A 14961-nucleotide genomic window follows, 5' to 3' on the forward strand; every position below is an offset into this window, starting at 1 on the left:
AATTATTTGATTCCAAGCAAAGCAAAAAGTTCCTCTTTTTTATTCACAGCAATAGAAATTGATTTGCCGTTTATCAATTCAACCGTATTTCCGTTTATGCTTCTTATCGCTTCAAGATTTAAGATGAAAGAACGCTGCACGCGAAAAAAGTTAGGCTGATTCAGTATTTCATCCATTGATTTGAGAGTAAGCTGCGTAGAATAATCTCCGGAAGGAATTACAATTTTCAAATAATCACCCTGAGCTTCTACATAAAGAATTTCGCTAAACAAAATCTTAATTAATTTTCCTTCAGATTTAATAAATATTTTATCAGCATTTGAATGTATAATTGGTATTTGGTTTACCGAAATTCTTTCTTTTGCCCTATTAACCGCTTTCAAAAATCGGTCAAAACGAACAGGTTTTATTAAATAATCGACAACGCCTGCATCAAAACTATCCAAAGCAAAATCTCTGTGTGCGGTAATAAAAATAATTAATGGCGGATTTACCAGAGAATTCACCAATTCCATTCCATTAATTTTAGGCATCTGAATATCACTAAAAATAATATCTGCCGCATTTTCCTGTAAATATGCAAGTGCATTTACAGGATCATCAAATGAAGCCGAAAGACTTAGAAAAGGAATTTCTTTTACAAAAGTTTCAATAACTTCTTTTCCAAGAGGTTCGTCATCAATTATAATACAGCTTAATTTTTCCATTAGTTTTTTAAATCTATTCGTAATGCGACCTTGAATTTTGTTTCGAAATTTTCGATTTTTAATTGATGCTTATCAGGATACAAAAGCTGCAGCCTTTTTGAAGCATTTACAATTCCTATTCCTCCAAATTCTTTTTCTTGTAAGTCTTTTTCTTTATCATTTTCAAGATAAAAATACAGCTCATCATTCTCGATTTTAATATCCAAAATTAAAAAATGTTCGCCGTTGCTTTTTAAACCATATTTAAAAGCATTTTCTATAAAAGTAAAAGTTAAAAGCGGTGGTATGAAATATCCAAAAAGCACTTTATCATCAGGAAAATGAAACTGAATATTTTTATCATCAGAATATCGCATTCGTTCCAATTCAATATAATTTTTAAGAAACTCCAGCTCTTTACCTAACGCAACTTTTTCATGATTCGATTCATACAATGTATAACTCATAATATCTGAAAGATTTAGAATTACTTCTGGAGCCGAATCGTCTTTTTTAATAGAAAGTCCATAAAGATTATTGAGCGTATTGAACAGAAAATGCGGATTAAGCTGTGCTGTTAAAAACTGTTTTTCGATATTAATATTTTGGATTTCCAAGTCGGCTTTCTGACTTTGGATTTTTAGCGTTCTGTTGTAAAGTCGTGAAATTTCAAAAAGAATTTTGACAAAAAAGAAAGGTGATAAAATCGATATAATAATAAAACACTGCGAAATCATTCTTCTTACCGAAAGGGCCTGTCCAAAAGTTTGTTCGGCACTTTTTTGTATTGCGCCTTTAAGTTCTCCGGTCAGGATTTCAAATCCAAGTGCGTGATAGACTATAGAAAAACAGTAAGTTACGGCAATCCACAGAAAAATACATATCAGAAAAGTGATTAATAAAAACAGGAAGATTCTGCTTCCGCTTCCTGAAATAATCTTTGGCAGAAAAAGATAGAAAAACAGATAAAACACCATTGCATTAACCGTTGTCATTCTAAAAGTAAATATCAAAGCATTGAAATAAGAAAGCTGATATGCCAGAACATAACTCAAAAACAACAATATTGAAAAACTAAACCACATAATGAGATGAAGAAAAATTCTATTTTTTTTGGTATAGAACTTTTCGAAATCAAACGCTGCAATTTTACTTATCAAATAACCTGTAAAGACCTGTTTATTCTGCATTTATTACATTTAAAAAGAAGCAGATTCAAAGATAGTTTTTTTCGAATCTGCTTCTTATTGATTTAATTATAATATTCGAATTATGGCATTCATTATATTGATACAATTGTGTCCCAAAATTGAATATATCAGACTTCCGGAAAATTTTCGAAGTATACCAACGCTTAAAGAAGAGATTAAAATAAGATACACAATCGTTACAATATCAAATTTAAATTGATGATCTACCGTGAGAATGGCGCCGTGAGCTACTCCAAATAAAACTGTTACGATAATAAAACTCCAGCCCAATTTGATTCCCTTAAAATTCCATTTGGGTTCAAATGCTTTATCCAGAAGCCATAAACAAATTCCTCTAAAAGTAATTTCTTCTGTCAATCCAGGTAAAGTCGCCTGAAAAGCAAAAGTTTCTAAATCAAAAGCACCGCCTTTTGGAAATAAAATCATTTTAAAAACAAAATCAAAAAGCAGAAATCCAAAGAAAAATAAAAGACCAAATTTCAGCTGTTCTCTTGAATTGGTTTGCTTTGTAAAACCTATTTCTTTACGATCATTTTTATTTACCAACAAAATAATAAAAAGTGATACAACCAAACTTATTATTTTTCCGGCCCAGGCAAACTTTAAACCAATAAATTCTAAAGAAATATAACGCCTGCTCAAATGCTGAATATAACAATCTGCCAGAAAGTAGAGAAAAAAAAAAGCCAGGTATTTGAAATTGACTTTTTTGTTATTGATAAAAGCTAAAAGAAAAAGCGGAAGCATTAATACAATCCATACAAATGGTGTTAATAGTGACATAGTTGTTTAATTTTCCTCAAAAGTATTTTCAGGAAAACTAATTGTGAAAAGCTGCCGATGGAAATGGCATTTCTGCCGATGAAAAAGGATTACTTAGGGAAAGAATAAATGCAGGTAATAAAAAAAGCTTCTCGATTGAGAAGCTTTTTTTATTTTACAAATATTCGGTATGGAAATACATTTGAAGATCTATTTTTAAGCTGTTTCATGAAACTATCACATAAATAATCCCATTCTGTTTCAGATAAATATTCTTTTTCGACAGGATTTACCTGTAAATAAATATCTACTGTTCGGCTGAAACCTGCTTTTACTGAGATTTCTTTTCGCGTGCCTTTTTCTATTCTAATGTCGGTAATACAGCTTTTGAAATGATTAAATCCAAATGCTTTTATATCGGCAATCGTTACAATTCTGCCGCGAGTCAGTAAAGCATTGCGATATGCCAGAATTCGGTCTTTGTTGTTCTGCTTATTCATACCGCCAACAGTATTCGTAACCAAAACGGCCTCCTTACTTACAAACAGCATATCCTCTTTAGATTCTAAAACTGTTCCTGCTTTAATATCATTACCCTCTTCGGCACATGTTGACCAGTAATGTATAGAAAATGATTTTCCTATCGATTCATCAAACTTTGGCTTGATCATTAAATAAGGATCATTATTTTTCGAAAAACTGCTCTCTCTAGCCTGCTGTTCTACAGAAGCTAAAAGCTGATTAATTTCGACTAAAGAGCTGTTCATAAAATCTTTACCTAAACCTGCAAAAGAGGAACTTTCGTCTTTTAACAAATCCAATACATTTTGAAGTAATTCAGATGCACTTCTGGAATCGAATCTGGAAACACCGCCTGTTCTTAATACTGCGTTTCCTTCCTCAATCACGCCATCTTTAAATTCCTTTATTTCATAATGATTGTTGAATCCATCAATAACAGTATCGACATCCAGATAGATATTATTATCTGTTTCCAATGCGATATAGGACAAGAAATTACCCAGCGTTTTATTTATAATATGTTTCTTTTTGTTGATTACAGGAAAGCAATTTGCCGTAAAAGAAACATTATCTAATATTTGAGGAATTAACGATTCTGGAAAAACCATTTTCACCCAAATAATTGGATTATCATTTCTATTTGTTATGGGTTCAAAACATTTATATTCTTCACTGTATTCGTTTATAGGCTTGTGCTTTAATGAACCTTTCAGAGTATAAAAATTATCAAAATAAAACTCATTTACCTCTTGCATAATTTCACTTAAATGTGTGTAATTACGATTGATAATATTTTCTATGTCGATATTTTTTATTGGAACATTATAACCTTCTTCTACTATAATTTGTACATCGTCCTGAAAGCATTTCATTTGTTTTAAGTAATAATGAAACATTTCTTTCTGATGCGTGTTTTTAATATCAATATACAGCATTAAATCCTCCAGCTCTAATTCTTTTGGGTTCTTTAATTCAATTCCCATAAAAACCATACCTGAAGGCAGGGAATGTTTATAATCACGAATTACATCTTTATAAAAAAGATTCGAAATTTCGAATAAATTTCTTTCGTAAGCTACATATTTTATTTCCGCAGAAGACAACTTTACTTCTAATGTTGGCGAAAGAGCTATTTCTTTAGTTATTGGAGCTAAAGGATTGTAAATATTATGAATTCTTCGACTTGCCGACATTTGGTTCTGCAATGAAACTTTCATATTATTATCTATTGGCAAAGCATGTAAAATTGCTCTTGCCGGCTTCACTCCTGCTGTAACTTCCGGAAACATAATTTCCAGAACTCTTTCTACCACTCTTGTTTTAGAGTCTTCGAGTTCATGGGCTACTTTTTCTAATTCGTAAGACAATGCATTAAGCATCATTGATACCACAGGATCAAAAGATGTTTCCATTTCAACGTCAGAAAAGCCCCATGATCTAGCTGCTCTTTTTAGCACTCTGTCTTTTATTCGATCTTGTCTCATTGTGTAATTTTAAAAGTATAAAATTCTATTTAATAGAAAATGAATATTCATGATATTTTTATTAAAACTATCAACTTTTTCTTACTGCAGCATCTCTTGTTTTGCATGATATTTTTTAAGGTCAATTTCTGGAATTTCATAAAATATCATGAATATTAATTTTCTATATCTGTTTTTTAATTCTTTTAACTCTTCAGCTGCTTCTCGATAACAATAAATCTTGCTTGCTTTTGTTATTGCATCTTTTACAAATCTAATTCTGTTCATTTTTATTCAGTCTAAACGATTCACTAAATAGATTTGTTCTCACCGCTATAAGAATATTTAAGTATTCCGAAAACATTTTTTAGCTTTCATAAATATTTATGGCCTCGTTTCTTCTTTATATGTCCTGGTGATTATTTTACCAGAGTTAGCATCTATATTTAATTCAATGAGACCGAAAGGATAAATATCTTTAATAACATTCCAGCTTTTTTCATCCTCCGACAGTTTTAAAAAAACATTTTCAAGATCAGGTCTGCTATCTGAATCAAGAATATAATACTTTTTTAAAGCTTTATTGACAATATCTGGAGTAACCTCATCCTCTTTTTTATTTAGTTGAAATATCTCTATAAAGTGTTCACGTTCCCCTTTAGTAAATGAATAAGCATCTTTATTTATAACAGCATCTTTCAAATTTTGATTTTTGTATTTAATAAGCATATCTAGTATTTCTTTATCTCCATGAGGAGCATTCTCTACCAAAATGCTTTTATAAATAAATTTTTCTCCTTCGCGATCTCCTCTGTCAAAAAAAACCTTCTCCGCTGTGTTTTTCTAAATTTACAAACGTAACTTTCTTCTCCTGGCAAGAAGATAAAAATGCTGTTATGATTATTAAAAAAAATATTTTTTTCATTCTTTTTTAAAATTTTGGTCCCCTCATTATTTTAGCTCTTTCTTCCTCTGCCCATTTTTGTGCTTTTGCGTATTCTTCAGCTTTTCTTTTGTCTGATCTTTCTTTTTTACCTTCTTTAATATTACCTGAAAAAGTTCTTTCGAAAGTCATTTTAGTGATAAAAGGTTTATATCCTCTTAAATGCTGTAAACAAACCAGGTTACAAAAGTTTCTCCAACACTTGGTATAATATTAAAAACTTTTTCCATATCGGGTAAATCAAGTCCAAAATGATCCTATAACGTTACCTGATATTTTCATGTATAACTGTCTTTATCAAATTTTAATTCTTGTAAAAGCACTTATGCAGTCCAAATATCATTTAAGGCAATGGTTAAACCACCTGTTACATTACTAAAATTATCATAAGAATACATTGGTTTAATAAAACACTCTTTATTCTTAGTTTTCCGATTTTTTGTTATGGTTTCAGGACTTCCGAAATAAGGTTTAGCATCTTCTCTCCTGTTGGCGCGAGCTTATCGATCGTGAATTTAATTTAATTTATCTTTAAACAATTATCACAAGCGAGACACTTGCACTTGAGATGGGAATACATGTAATACTTCACATTAAAAATCATTAATACTCACTTTATTTTTTACAATCCACTACCTAATACATACATGTAAAGCGCTATTTTCGTAATTAAAAAGACAATCATCATTAAAAAAAATAACCAAACACTTTTGGGTTTATTTTTAAAAAACAATCCTATTACACAAATAGGTATTTGAATTATTTCTAAAAAAGCTCCGTATATGAAAAATATAGAACTTAGATCAGCAATAAAATTGCTTATGGAGAAATTTATTATTTCAAACTTTATAGAAACAACATAAAGAAAGAATAAGATAAATACTATTAAGTTTATATATAGATTAATTTTTCAAAATAATTTCATTGTATCTCTTGTTTAATTTTATCAAAAACGTCTTTTGCTTTTTTAGTTAATTCTCTGCCTTTTTTGTATATTTTGTTTGTAGTACTTTCTTCCATCGGTTTTGGATCTGGGTCGGTTCTGTGAGTTATCATATCTTCCGGCTTCTTTATAACATGTCTTAATGCTTCAATGAAAATTGACGAAATTTCTTCTGAAACAGGTTTAAAACACTACCCAACAGTACTAAACATTAGAAACAAAAACACAAACTGGATAGTTATAAAAAAAAATGTTGAGCAAATAACCAAAAAAGAATATTTGTTATCTTTTTTTCTCATTAATCTTATCAAAAAAGAAAATATTTGAAATAAAAAGTGACAACAACAAAAAAATAAAAAATACAGTATAAGTTCACCTAAGAAGGAATTTCCTTTCTCGATTTGAATATCCCAATACAAAAAAATTAAATATAATATAAGTAAAGCAATATTTACGTATAAATTAGTTTTCCAAAAAGCACTCATAATTATCTTAACCAAAAGGGTTTATATCTATTTTTTCGAGTTTTTCATATAAATCTTCAGCTTTTTTTGCCATTTTACTTTTTATTGTTTCTTCCTCTGGTTTAGGTTCAGGATCAGTTCTGGCAGCTATCATGTCCTCAGGTTTTGTAATAACGTGGATTAACCCATCAATAAAAATTGACGCAACTTCTACCGATACTGGTTTGAAATGATTACTTGCACTAATTAGATCTTTAGGGCTTCTTAATATGATATAAGGTTCAGCAAAATTTTCAAATTTAACAGCACATTTAGATATTAAATCTCTCTTAACATATCTAAGCATATTTCCAGAAATATCAGCTCCTAGCATTGCCATAAAATAAAATGATCTCCTATTCCATTTTTTGTCAAAATAATCCTTTACGCTTCATGAATTGTTTTTAAAATAATCTGTTGCATCTGATATTTTATTTGGGCTGTTTTCATCCATTCCAACAACATATGCAGCAACATCTCCCTCCAAATTTACCATTGCCCCATAACTATGACCTCCCACAGGAAAAAGAGTTTTTGCTCTGCTTTTAGATTTTGTAACTCTTTGTAAAGAAAGATTAGCTGTCCCTCCTCCCAGATCTCCAACCCAATTATTTAACTCTAAACCGGTACCTCCTTGTGTCGGAATTGAAACGTTTCTTGCTCTCCAGCCTCTTCTTGAATCTAATCCTATAATTAAATGCCCAAAATCTACAGCTTTATATTGATTTTCAAAAACTTCTGGCGAATCAAATAAAGACTTATATAAATTTGCTTTACAATCTTCACTACATTTTAATACTTTTCTTGCATCAGCATCTACGTTACAACCAGTATATCTATTAAAAGCAAAATTTCGAGCACTACTTTTTTCAACGCTGTAATCTAAGCTCCACTCTGTTCCATAATAAATACCTCTTAAAGTGTTTATCCTACTCCCCATATCATCTTGGCCATTTTGAATCAGCATTTCCTCAGCCTGTTTAACTAATTCAATTAAGGTTTTAAAATTCGTGGCTTTTTTTGAAATCTTACAAACACAAACTTTATTTTCTTCTTTCTTATTCTCAGGAGCTATACATTATGATATGTATTACCATTTTCTTCTCCAACCCATCTATTTTCTTTAGCAGCATTAGATTTAAAATGTCCGTCAAGAACTTCTATGGTTGTAGCTCCTTTACTTGTTTGTTAGCTTCCTCCAACTATTCGTATTCTTGACATAATTACGCAGATTTAGTTTTTTCTCCACTATGCTGTTGTACTTCTTTAGATGATTTTACCGAAACATGCTCTTCCGAACTTTGCATAGTATATTCTTTACTTGCTACCTCCTGTTTCTCTTTTGCAGTATGTGACTCCAAATTACCTTAAATATTTTCCATAAAATTACCTCTAACACTAAGCATATGATCTCCACCAACCGTTATATTAAGCATCATACCTACCATACTCATTTTATCAGCCCCGGCAGTTTCGGTAATATTAACCCCCGCTGGCGCGAGCGTCTCGCTCGTGATAACAGAACTACAATTTTTATTTAAACTCTTTTCTATAAATCAATTTTCCATTATCCCATTTTTCTCTTTTGATAACTTTTCCTTTCTCATTATAATACTTCCAAATCCCTTGATATTTTCCCTCCAAGAATTCGCCTTCTGCGTAAAGACGCTCAGTTACGCTTGCATTATCTCCTTTTGCTATACTAGAATTGTATAATGTAATTTTACCATCAATTATATTACATTTACCATCCATATCCCAACAATACAAATCATCTTCATTTTGGTTTAATTTTCCTAAACTTAATATGAGATGCCCTTTTTGTATATTATGAGTTGGCTTTATATTTTCTAATTCCTTCTTCGGTCTAGGAGGTTTTTCAATCTTGTGTTGAGCACTGCAGAAATTTAAAAAAAATATTGATATAAGAAATATTGATTTCATAAAACTATTTATTTTCAGTTGTACTTCCATAATAACTTTTTATATCATTTTGAATTATCCTCCATTGCCAGCTAGCATAGATGTTTATTTTGGATGAATAATCCATAATGTTGAGAGTCGAATTTTTGATGAATTTATATTTGTTATTTTTATAAACATCAAAATTATCATTTTGCTTTTTTAATGATTTATCAATATTTTCATTGTAAATTTTAATATCATCATTGGCTTTATTATTCCTTTTTGTAATTTCATCTATTTCATCGTTAATAGCTTTAGTTTTTTTATTTTGAGCTTTTAAATCATCAATTCTTATTTTAGCTTCTCTTTTATATGGATAAGTTGTTTTGTTCATCTCTGCAGTCCATTTATCTATTTCTGCTTGCCTTTTTTTTATAATTTCTTCATTGGATCTTTTTGTCGAGGAATTTTTTCTAATATTTTCGTCATTTGCTTTCTTAGCATTTATATTTGCTGCCTTAGCATTTTCATTAGATTTAATGTTATTTTTTAAATCATTTAAACTTTTTTCATTTTTTGCTAATTCATCAATATCATTAATATCACTCCAAAAAGTATGTTCTAAACCTAAAGCGTGCGCAATCTCATGTGCATAAGTTGACTTATTTTTTAAATTAGTTTCGAAAACAATTGCTTCTCTAAAGTTAACAGGTTTAGTTCTACTAACGCCACCTTCTTTATCATTTGGATCTTTTTTAATATTCGTAATAAACAATAAAATGCCTCTAAATTTTCTACCGTCAGCTTCAAAAGCTGTTTTATAATCTCTTAAAAATTTATCCAGAATATGCTCATATTGCGCATTCTTTTGTTCATCTTCATTATCATCTATGTAAGAAACTTTTCCTCCAGCTGAATCTTTTCTATTGGTAAAATAATTTCCTGCTTTATTATAAAAAGTACCGTTCCAATCTGTTTCATCAAATGCAATGTGATATTTGCTATCTATTTCTACAGCTGTTTTTATTAAAGCTTGATTTAAAGAATTCTTGTTTAGATAGCCTTCTATATTATCGGTTTTGAAATCAGAAATTAGTTTTGAAATTTCGGCTTCTTTATTTGGAGTATCTTTTACGACACAAACTAACCTAATAGGCAAATCAAAAGCCTTAGTATTATCTATTGCAATAATTTGTCCAACTTCCTTTTTATTTTTATCTATTGCCGTAATATCAACTTGTTTACTTGATGATATACATTTAATTATAATCTCTTTGGGTTTCCCATCTGGCTTATATTTAATATTTTCATTTATTTGCCCATCAATTATAACTTCATAAAAATCATTTTTTTTAAAAGAAACCTCCTCATTTGTTATATCTTCACCTGAAATGACTGGTTTACAAATCATATTAAGCTTAATCTCCTGGTTAATTTGAAGTAGGCTTAACCAAGGGGTATAATAGGGTAGCTTTAAAGGAATCTTTTTGTATTCTCGCTTTATTTTATTAACGATACTCGAATCTGTTGATACAGATATATATTCTTGTTTCAAATCATCAAAAACATACTCCAAATTAACTATATCATCAGTTTGAACTTTTAAAACATTATCAGAATCATCACATTTTAGCCAATCAAATCCAAACTCTCCATCATAACTTGCAAGCGGTTCAAATTCTACTACCAGAGCAATTTGCGTATCAAATTCTATGAATGGTGCTTGTTTATTTGTACCATGAACAATTCCATTTTCTTTACCCACCTGAATTACATTTGATCCACTATTTACTATCTCTGCTTTAGCATAGGACACATCATTTCCCCCTACAACTTCAAATATATCACCTTCAACTATTGAAATTTTACTCATAATTAATAACTTATAGTTTTTTCCGCTGAATTATTTTGAACCTCTTTTTCTGAATGAAACTCGTTTGTTCCTTGACTATTCGTTACAATCTTTCCATTACTGCTCTTAATTCGATCTTTTTCAATTTGAGAGTTTTTATTTCCTGTAATGACTTCCACAAAATTTCCTGTAACGTTAAGCATATGATCCCCTCCTACAGTAGTATTAAGCATCATACCTACCATACTCATTTTATCAGCTCCAGCAGTTTCCGTAATATTCATCCCAGCACTTACACTAATATTTTGAGAAGCATTAAGATTGATGTTTTGTGCATTTAGATCAATTGTGTTGTTTGCTGTAATTGTAATATTACCTCCTACAGTATCTAATACTATTTCGTTACCGTTTTTATCAGCAATTACGATACTTTCTTCTTCTGTAAATTTTATTACGTGTCCGCTTCTAGTATGAATTGCTTTTACATTATTCTGTGCATCAGCATAACCACTTGAGTCTTGTCCATTATATTGTGCGCCAATTACGTAAGGATTTTGGACATTATTGCCTTCAAAACCAATTAAAACTTCTTCTCCTATCTCAGGAACAAAGTAAAATCCTTTTCCTGAACCAGAATAAGGCTGTACCATTCTTATCCAATCTGTAACTGCTGTACCGCTTGCTCCGTAAAATTCTACTCTTAAACGTCCTAATCCTTCAGGATCATTATTATCTTTTACCTGCGCAGGCTGCGTTTCCGCTTTACCATAAATAAATACATCCGTATAATGCGGTGCTGCTACATCTGCTGGAATTGCTTTAAACTCACAAGAATAATTTCCGTGAACCTGAGAATGGTGAGTAACCTCAATAGCAATTAATTCATGTGCTACAGTTTGGTTTACTATGGTAAATACCTGTCCAAGACCAATTGGAAAATAAGAAGTACCGCTGTAATACACACTGTTGGCATCACTCCCCGCAGTTTGAAGTTTTATCATTTCATCCAGTTCTTCTTTATTTGTGGCATTTGCAGTGTAAATTCCATTATTCAAATCAGAATTTGCTACAGTTCCCTGATTGTAACCTACAATAGCCGAAAAGCTGTCTTTACTTCCGGATGAAGTCTTAGCAGCAGCATCACGAAAAGTCGCTACGTTTTTATAATCAAAACCATTCAACGAAATTTTGTGCGAAGCCATGTTTGCCTGTATTTTAAAGCTATGCAGTGAAGCACCATTTATAAGTTTGGTCTGGCTGTTTTTTGTTTGTCCGAACTGCATACGCATTCCGTCAAAATAAAACCACTGTCCATAACGTGCGGCAATTCTTTTTAGAAACTCAAAACTAGTTTCATTATATTGTAAAAGGTTTTTAAATTCTTTAAGATAAGTTGATTTAATAGAATCTCTTTGATAAAATTCTCCCGGTCCTTCAGCAAAAATTCCCAGTACGATATCATCCATGCTACGATCCTTAAATGTTCTTGATTTTTTCATATCATCAATAACAATACTGTGACTTACACCAGAAACGTGTAATCCTGCCGGGCTTCCATCAACATCAATCGATGAAAGTTGCGTAATAATACCTTTACTCATTAACCTGATTCCTGTAAGGCTTTTAAAAGTAAAAATTACTTCGTCTCCAAGATAGCTTCTAAGTGCCTTAGCCTGATCGGCTGGATTAATTACAGCTTTACCTGTATATTGCCAAACAAAAGAAAAATGATGATGATCAGCCATTTTTTGAGATAGCTTTAAATCATAATAAACAACGTTTTGGGTAAAACTTCCTACAGTTATATGTACTTGTTCTGAAAAATGTGCCATAATAATACGTTCTTGTTTTTTAGTTAGCTTTTAACAATTAATCTAAAGCAATCCAATTATTTGAGAATTTAGCATCTCCAAAAGTCAATTCTTTTGCTACTAATTCCATAGTAATTCTCATTGGTATTTCGGTAGTGCTTGTAAACTGCTCATCATAACCAACACAAAATGCTTTTGTAAACGAAAGCTCTTTCATTTTGCTTAAAGCATCTCTTCTGTAAAAAACAATTTTTCCGTCTTTGGTCAAATCTCCATTTAGCATCCAAGATAAAAAATGACTATTTTGACTTGCTTCAATAACCATTTTTATAACGCCCCCTTTAGCATTACCAGTAGGTTTACTCGTTGTATCAATTTCTTGTTTAAAACCAATATTAAATTCAAGAACATTATATTCTTCGCCGTCTATATGTAATTTAGATAAAAAACTCATTTGTAGATTTATTAGATGATTAAATTTAGGAAGTGTTTTGAAAGCCTGGTTCTTTATTAATTTAAAGTCCAGATGTTTCGAGATAAAACAAAAAAGGAAGTCCAATTAATGGACTTCCTTAATAGCTTAATTAGAATTGATAAAGTCCAAGGATTATACCCAAGCGTTATCAAATTCTCCTCCACCCATCGAAATTTTACGAGCAGAAATCATAAAAGTTTCAGTTAATGGATTTTCACTGTTATGATCAAAGTTTTCTTTGTACTTAACCATGTAAGCTTCTGTAAACTTTAGCTCTTTTAAAGTAGCATTTGAATCACGTTTGATGAATTTTACTGACCCGTCTTTTCTTTCGAAATTGTTAGTCATCCACTCAAACAATTCAGTACTTCCAGTTGACTCAACTTCGATCATGATTCTTCCTCCGCGTGTTACCGTAGATGGACGCCCAGAAGCATCTGTTTCTTGAGCTAAATCATAACTTACGTTTAATACTTTGTAATCTTTTCCTGCTACTGTTAATGATGTTAAAAACGACATAATGAAAAATTTTTAATTATTAATTTATTTATTTATGGTGTAAATATATAAATAAAATCTTATTATAATAATTTATTTAATAAAATTTTATTTACAATATATAATTATCAAACTGTCAATTATTTACAAATAAAAAAACAACTATTTTTAAATAAAATGAGATAAAAATATTACTAAAAATCTATTTATATGATAAAGGTCCAACGAAAAAATAGCCTCTAAAATCAAAATTTCTGTTTGTACTTTTAATAGTGGCTTCAATAATTATATCAACTTTCTTTTTTGCTCTGCTTACATCATCTACCAAATACATTGTTTCAGACAATTCTACCTTAAGCTCATTAACTTTTATTCTTTTTTCGTGAAAGAGTAAAGACTGCTTCATTGTCTTTGAAATAATTTCTTTTAATGTGTTTTCATTCATCAGCAAATCAAAATCAATCTCCCAAATTTTTGACCCAAAAGTCTCGTCAAACTTACATTCACCAAAGGTGGTTGTGGCCAGTAAAATAACCTGTTGAGCAATAGAATGCTCGATTGAAGTTTTCTCCAGTTCTTTTTTCTGCATTACGCTGTTAAAATCTATAGGCAGTTTGTAAAATGCTCCTTTCATATTTTGTATTTATTAAATATAAATCAATCTGTCTGTACGACCTTTTTTATCGGTTTCGATTTCCTTAAAAACCTGTTTGCGTTTAATAAGATGCAGTTTTACTGAAGGTGTAAGCTTTAGAAATTTTTCTCTATACAGTATGTCACCTATAAAGCGCTGTCCTTTTTTTTCATCGACAATTACAAAATAGCTGATTCCTTTTTCGACTTTCAGCGTATTTATATCACCGGCAAAAATTTGAATGTTTTGTTCGTCTTTTTGAAAACTGTAAGTGAGTTCATCTTTATTTAATTTCCTGTATCTAGAAATGTCATACGTTTCCATTTCTTCTTTTAATGGCTCAAACGGAATGTTTTCAAAAAGAAAGTTTTTTGGTGCTAAAAATTTCAGTCCAAAAAAACTCCATAATCCTTTTTTCTTTGTCTGCTGTTTGTAGAAAAAAGTATCACGGGTAACTTTATATATCTCTTTTTCATTTGTTTTATCATCTGTAACAATCATTTGATAAGCTGGCACTTCAATTTCGGCAGGAATTTCAGCACCTTCAAAATGAGTTTTCAAGTACACAGATCCTATCTGCTGGTCTGATATAATGATATTAATACTGTGTTTTGTTAGCGCAGAATCTGTTCTTACAATCACTTTTCCCTCTCCGTTTCCTGCATAAAAAACAGAACCGTCGTTATCTGTAAGTCCTAATGAAAGATTTAATTCCGGAAATGGCATATTTTGATTTTTTTGATATTATACTTG

General features: G+C 30.6%; 18 protein-coding genes. All 18 read right to left on the reverse strand.

The features are described from left to right. Window positions 1-2: 2 nt before the first annotated feature. The 18 genes from L1276_RS02870 to L1276_RS02945 all read right to left on the reverse strand — a co-directional run bounded on the left by L1276_RS02870 (window position 3) and on the right by L1276_RS02945 (window position 14934). On the reverse strand, window positions 3-707 hold the full coding sequence (locus L1276_RS02870) for a LytTR family DNA-binding domain-containing protein (RefSeq protein WP_253785254.1): 705 nt from the start codon (window positions 705-707) through the stop codon (window positions 3-5). Further along, entirely contained in the window at window positions 707-1876 is a 1170-nt protein-coding gene (locus L1276_RS02875) for a sensor histidine kinase (RefSeq protein ID WP_253785255.1), read from the reverse strand. The genes L1276_RS02870 and L1276_RS02875 overlap by 1 nt, the downstream gene beginning before the upstream one ends. A 66-nt stretch (window positions 1877-1942) precedes the next feature. Beyond that, window positions 1943-2680 (reverse strand): CPBP family intramembrane glutamic endopeptidase, encoded by a 738-nt coding sequence (locus L1276_RS02880; RefSeq protein WP_253785257.1) that lies wholly within the window; start codon window positions 2678-2680, stop codon window positions 1943-1945. Window positions 2681-2829: 149 nt separating this feature from the next. Then, complete coding sequence (locus L1276_RS02885) at window positions 2830-4665, reverse strand: type VI secretion system baseplate subunit TssF (RefSeq protein WP_253785259.1); 1836 nt, start codon at window positions 4663-4665, stop codon at window positions 2830-2832. An 81-nt stretch (window positions 4666-4746) separates the two neighbouring features. Then, window positions 4747-4932, reverse strand: a complete 186-nt coding sequence (locus L1276_RS02890) for a hypothetical protein (RefSeq protein WP_253785261.1) — start codon at window positions 4930-4932, stop codon at window positions 4747-4749. Between the two features lie 96 nt (window positions 4933-5028). After that, a complete protein-coding gene (locus L1276_RS02895; protein ID WP_253785263.1) occupies window positions 5029-5415 on the reverse strand; it encodes a hypothetical protein in 387 nt (128 codons plus the stop codon). Window positions 5416-5458: 43 nt separating this feature from the next. Then, complete coding sequence (locus L1276_RS25335) at window positions 5459-5569, reverse strand: lipoprotein (RefSeq protein WP_371924127.1); 111 nt, start codon at window positions 5567-5569, stop codon at window positions 5459-5461. A 6-nt stretch (window positions 5570-5575) separates the two neighbouring features. Next, the gene (locus L1276_RS02900; protein ID WP_253785265.1) at window positions 5576-5719 is read right to left on the reverse strand and encodes a hypothetical protein; all 144 of its coding nucleotides are present in this window, start codon (window positions 5717-5719) and stop codon (window positions 5576-5578) included. A gap of 789 nt (window positions 5720-6508) precedes the next feature. Next, window positions 6509-6643: a hypothetical protein gene (locus L1276_RS25255; RefSeq protein WP_256527362.1), complete on the reverse strand. Its 135-nt coding sequence runs from the start codon at window positions 6641-6643 to the stop codon at window positions 6509-6511. 379 nt (window positions 6644-7022) lie between these two features. After that, on the reverse strand, window positions 7023-7373 hold the full coding sequence (locus L1276_RS02905) for a hypothetical protein (RefSeq protein WP_253785267.1): 351 nt from the start codon (window positions 7371-7373) through the stop codon (window positions 7023-7025). A gap of 51 nt (window positions 7374-7424) precedes the next feature. Continuing rightward, the gene (locus L1276_RS02910; protein WP_253785269.1) at window positions 7425-8000 is read right to left on the reverse strand and encodes a hypothetical protein; all 576 of its coding nucleotides are present in this window, start codon (window positions 7998-8000) and stop codon (window positions 7425-7427) included. Between the two features lie 566 nt (window positions 8001-8566). Then, complete coding sequence (locus L1276_RS02915) at window positions 8567-9007, reverse strand: hypothetical protein (protein ID WP_253785270.1); 441 nt, start codon at window positions 9005-9007, stop codon at window positions 8567-8569. Further along, complete coding sequence (locus tag L1276_RS02920; protein ID WP_253785272.1) at window positions 8982-10811, reverse strand: hypothetical protein; 1830 nt, start codon at window positions 10809-10811, stop codon at window positions 8982-8984. Before L1276_RS02920 ends, L1276_RS02915 begins: the two co-directional genes overlap by 26 nt. A 2-nt stretch (window positions 10812-10813) precedes the next feature. Continuing rightward, window positions 10814-12622, reverse strand: coding sequence for a type VI secretion system Vgr family protein (locus L1276_RS02925; protein ID WP_253785274.1), 1809 nt, complete (start codon window positions 12620-12622; stop codon window positions 10814-10816). Between the two features lie 37 nt (window positions 12623-12659). Then, a complete protein-coding gene (tssD, locus tag L1276_RS02930; RefSeq protein WP_253785276.1) occupies window positions 12660-13055 on the reverse strand; it encodes a type VI secretion system tube protein TssD in 396 nt (131 codons plus the stop codon). A gap of 153 nt (window positions 13056-13208) precedes the next feature. Beyond that, entirely contained in the window at window positions 13209-13595 is a 387-nt protein-coding gene (gene tssD, locus L1276_RS02935; RefSeq protein WP_012025247.1) for a type VI secretion system tube protein TssD, read from the reverse strand. 181 nt (window positions 13596-13776) lie between these two features. Then, complete coding sequence (locus L1276_RS02940) at window positions 13777-14208, reverse strand: GPW/gp25 family protein (RefSeq protein WP_253785278.1); 432 nt, start codon at window positions 14206-14208, stop codon at window positions 13777-13779. Window positions 14209-14220: 12 nt separating this feature from the next. Beyond that, window positions 14221-14934 (reverse strand): hypothetical protein, encoded by a 714-nt coding sequence (locus L1276_RS02945; protein WP_253785279.1) that lies wholly within the window; start codon window positions 14932-14934, stop codon window positions 14221-14223. Window positions 14935-14961 lie beyond the last annotated feature (27 nt).

Origin of the sequence: Flavobacterium sp. HSC-32F16, assembly GCF_024171645.1 — a bacterium.
Lineage (GTDB): Bacteria > Bacteroidota > Bacteroidia > Flavobacteriales > Flavobacteriaceae > Flavobacterium.